The following is a 3,382-nucleotide window of genomic DNA, read 5'->3' as shown; positions in this document are numbered from 1 at the left end:
CGCCTTCGGACCGCAGGTCGCAGACACGCTCCGCGGCACCCCGCAGCCCGGGCCGGCCGCACCTGCCTCGCAGTCGGCCGCACGCTCGGCGGCGCCCACCCCCCACGTGTCGTCCGCGCCGTTGCCGAACCCCACCACCGGGTCGTCGACGAGCTCCCCCTCGGGATCCCAGTCCTCGACGGCCTCGGCGTCGCCGGAGGCCGGCACGTTCGTCGCGGGCTCCTTGTCCAACTCGGGCAACAAGCGTCTCTACCTGCTCGGCAACAGCCAGTGCGGCGACAGCCGATGCCCGGTGCTGCAGACCTCGTCGGACAACGGCAGGACCTGGGAGGTCGTGCACACCTTCTCCGCCCAGGACACTGACCTGACCCAGGTGCGCTTCGCCAACCCGGAGGTGGGCTGGGCCTACGGCACCTCGTCGATCCGGATGACCCGCGACGGCGGCCGCACCTGGCACGGTTACCCCTTCCCGGGCGATGCCGTCCTCGACCTGGAGTCCAACGGCAAGGTCGTCATCGTCACCTCCAGCAGCCAGTGCGCGTCCGGCACCTGCTCCGGCGTCCTGCGGGTCTCTGTCACGCCCATCGGGGGAGCGGCAGCGACGCAGACGGCGCAGTTCCATGGCGGTCTGCAGCGAGCCGACATCGCCACCAGCAGGGAGCACACGGTCATCGATCCGCGCTGGCCCACCACGGCCAGCCGGGTCGGCGGCCCGTGGACCCTGGCGGGCGCGGACCTCGTCGGCACCGGGCCGGTCAGCAACATCACGACCAGCTGCATCGCGACCGGCAAGGGCCTGCTCACGGTCGGCTCCAACGACCCGGGACGACTGGTCTCGCTGTGCCCGGTCGGCGGGACCGGCACCTTCGAGGTGCACAGCAGTGACGACGGCGGCTCCACCTGGACCCGGCAGGGCAACGGCCTGTCACTGCCCGGCAGCGGCCCGGTCTCGCTCGCCGCCGCCAGCAAGTCGCACCTGCTCGCGATGCGGGGCGACACCCTGCTGGTCAGCACCGACGCCGGTGCCAGCTGGCACACTCCGGCCGGCCCGCCGCCGACGCCGAGGCAGGGCTGGGCCTGGATCGGTGCACCAGGCGGCACCCAGCTCTACGCGATCGCCCACGACCAGGGCGGCTACTGGGTGAGCAACGACTGGGGCGAGCACTGGACCGAGGTGACTCCCGGCTCCTGACCGTCCACGTCATACCCGCCCAAGGCCCTGCTCTCGTGCGGATCACTGTTGCGGCCAGAGGGCGCTGGTCGCGGGGATGGCAACAACGATCCGAGGCGCGGCCCGGGCGCCCGGGGACGGCATACTGGCCGGATGACCGACGCACGTGAGCTGCCCGAGGGCTACCCCTCCGAGTGGGAGGCCGACGTCGTCCTCCGCGACGGGTCCGTGGCCCACGTGCGACCGATCACGCCGTCCGACGCCGACGCCATCCAGGCCTTCCACGCCCGCCAGTCCGCCGAATCGGTCTACCTGCGCTTCTTCGCGCCGATCAAGCGGATCAGCGACCGTGACCTGGAGCGGTTCACCCACGTCGACTACGTCGCCCGGGTCGCCCTCATCACCACCGTCGGCGAGGAGATCATCGGCATCGCCCGCTACGACCGGCTCGAAGGAGCCTCGGGACCCACGGCGGAGGTCGCCTTCAACATCGCCGACAGCTACCAGGGCCGCGGGGTGGGGTCGGTGCTGCTCGAGCACCTCGCGACCATCGGCAGCGACCACGGCGTCCGCCGGTTCGTGGCCGACGTGCTACCCCAGAACCGCAGGATGATCGGGGTCTTCGAGGACGCCGGCTTCGAGGTCACCCACCAGTTCGACGACGGCGTCATCGCGGTGTCCTTCGACATCGAGCCGACGGCCCGCAGCCAGGCGGTCATGCTCTCGCGCGAGCACCGGGCCGAGTCGGTCAGCGTGCGCGCGGTCCTGCACCCGAGCTCGGTAGCGGTGGTGGGGGCCAGCCGGCGCACCAACTCGATCGGGCACCGGTTGCTCCAGAACGTCGTGGAGGGCGGCTTCACCGGCACGGTCCACCCGGTCAACCCGGAGGCGAGCGAGGTGCTGGGCCGCAGGGCGGTTGCCCGGGTGTCCGACATCGGGGAGCCGGTGGACCTCGCGGTCATCGCCGTGCCGGCGCCGGCGGTCGTCGACGTGGTCCGCGACTGCGCCCGCGCCGGGGTGAAGGCGGTGCTGGTCGCCTCTGCGGGTTTTGCCGAGACAGGGCCTGACGGCGCGGCACTGCAGGACGCGTTGCTGCGGACGGCGCGCACCAGCGGCATGCGCGTCGTCGGGCCGAACTCGTTCGGCATCATCAACGCCGATCCCGACGTTCGCCTGAACGCCTCCTTGGCGCCTGCGATCCCGGCGCCGGGGACCCTGGGCCTGTTCTCCCAGAGCGGCGCCCTCGGGATCGCCGTCCTCGAGTCGGCGAGCCGGCGTGGCCTCGGCATCTCGGCTTTCGTCTCCGCGGGCAACCGGGTGGACATCTCGGGCAACGACATCATGCAGTACTGGATCGACGACGACGGCACCGACGTGGTCGGCCTCTACCTCGAGTCGATGGGCAACCCCCGCAAGTTCTCCCGCATCGCCCGCCACCTCGCTGCCGGGAAGCCGGTCATCGTGATCAAGTCGGGGATCTCGGCATACGGTGTGCCGCCCGGACACCGGGTGCGGCTCACGCGCGCCCGGCCGGGGGCGTTCGACGCGATGCTCCGGCAGTCCGGTGTGATCCGGGTCGAGAACGTCCACCAGCTGCTCGACGTCGGTCAGTTGCTCCTGCACCAGCCGTTGCCGGGGGGACCCCGCGTCGCCATCGTCGGCAACTCGGACGCCCTCGGTGCGCTGACCGCGGACTCCTGCCTCAGCTGGGGACTGGAGGTGGCCCACGGACCCGTCTCCATCCCGTCCGGTGGGTCGGCGGAGGAGTTCCGTGCGGCGTTGGCCACGGCGTTCGACGACCCGGAGGTCGACAGCGTGATCGCGTGCTTCGTCCCGCCGCTGATGACCGCCGACGAGGAGGTCGCGTCGGCACTGGCCGAGGAGGCCGCGAAGCACGACAAGCCCTGTGTCGCCACGTTTCTCGGTATGCGGGGAGTGACCGAGGCCTTGTCGGCGGCATCCCCCGACCCACGAGGGCGAGGGTCGGTGGTGCCGGCCTACACGATGCCCGAGGACGGGGTGCGGGCCCTGGTGGCCGCCACGCGGTACGGCGAGTGGCGGGTCCGCGACCACGGGCAGCGGGTCTCACCCGACGGCATCGACCGGGCACGCGCGCGGGCGCTGGTGCACGAGGTGCTCGCCGGGTCGCCGGACGGCCGGCAGCTGCGCCCGGACGAGGTCACCGAGCTGCTCGCGGCCTACGGTGTCGCG

3 protein-coding genes are annotated in these 3,382 nt (G+C 72.2%); 2 read left to right on the top strand and 1 reads right to left on the bottom strand.

The window, feature by feature from the left end; genetic code table 11:
* Positions 1-240, bottom strand: a 240-nt coding sequence (locus tag FRW57_RS23515) for a hypothetical protein (RefSeq protein WP_162529425.1), incomplete at its 3' end; no start/stop codon positions are given.
* Here FRW57_RS23515 and FRW57_RS19165 point away from each other — a divergent pair.
* Positions 224-1,192 carry a sialidase family protein gene (locus tag FRW57_RS19165; protein WP_162529424.1) on the top strand — a complete coding sequence of 323 codons (969 nt, stop codon included), beginning with the start codon at positions 224-226 and terminating at the stop codon, positions 1,190-1,192. The genes FRW57_RS23515 and FRW57_RS19165 overlap by 17 nt on opposite strands.
* A gap of 132 nt (positions 1,193-1,324) precedes the next feature.
* Positions 1,325-3,382: bifunctional acetate--CoA ligase family protein/GNAT family N-acetyltransferase (locus tag FRW57_RS19160; RefSeq protein WP_152186783.1), on the top strand; the 2,058-nt coding region annotated here is incomplete at its 3' end.

The organism is Segeticoccus rhizosphaerae, assembly GCF_009192725.1.
Classification (GTDB): Bacteria; Actinomycetota; Actinomycetes; order Actinomycetales; family Dermatophilaceae; genus Segeticoccus; species Segeticoccus rhizosphaerae.
The sequence above is the reverse complement of the archived record's forward strand: the minus strand, read 5'-3'. Positions and strand labels throughout refer to the sequence as shown.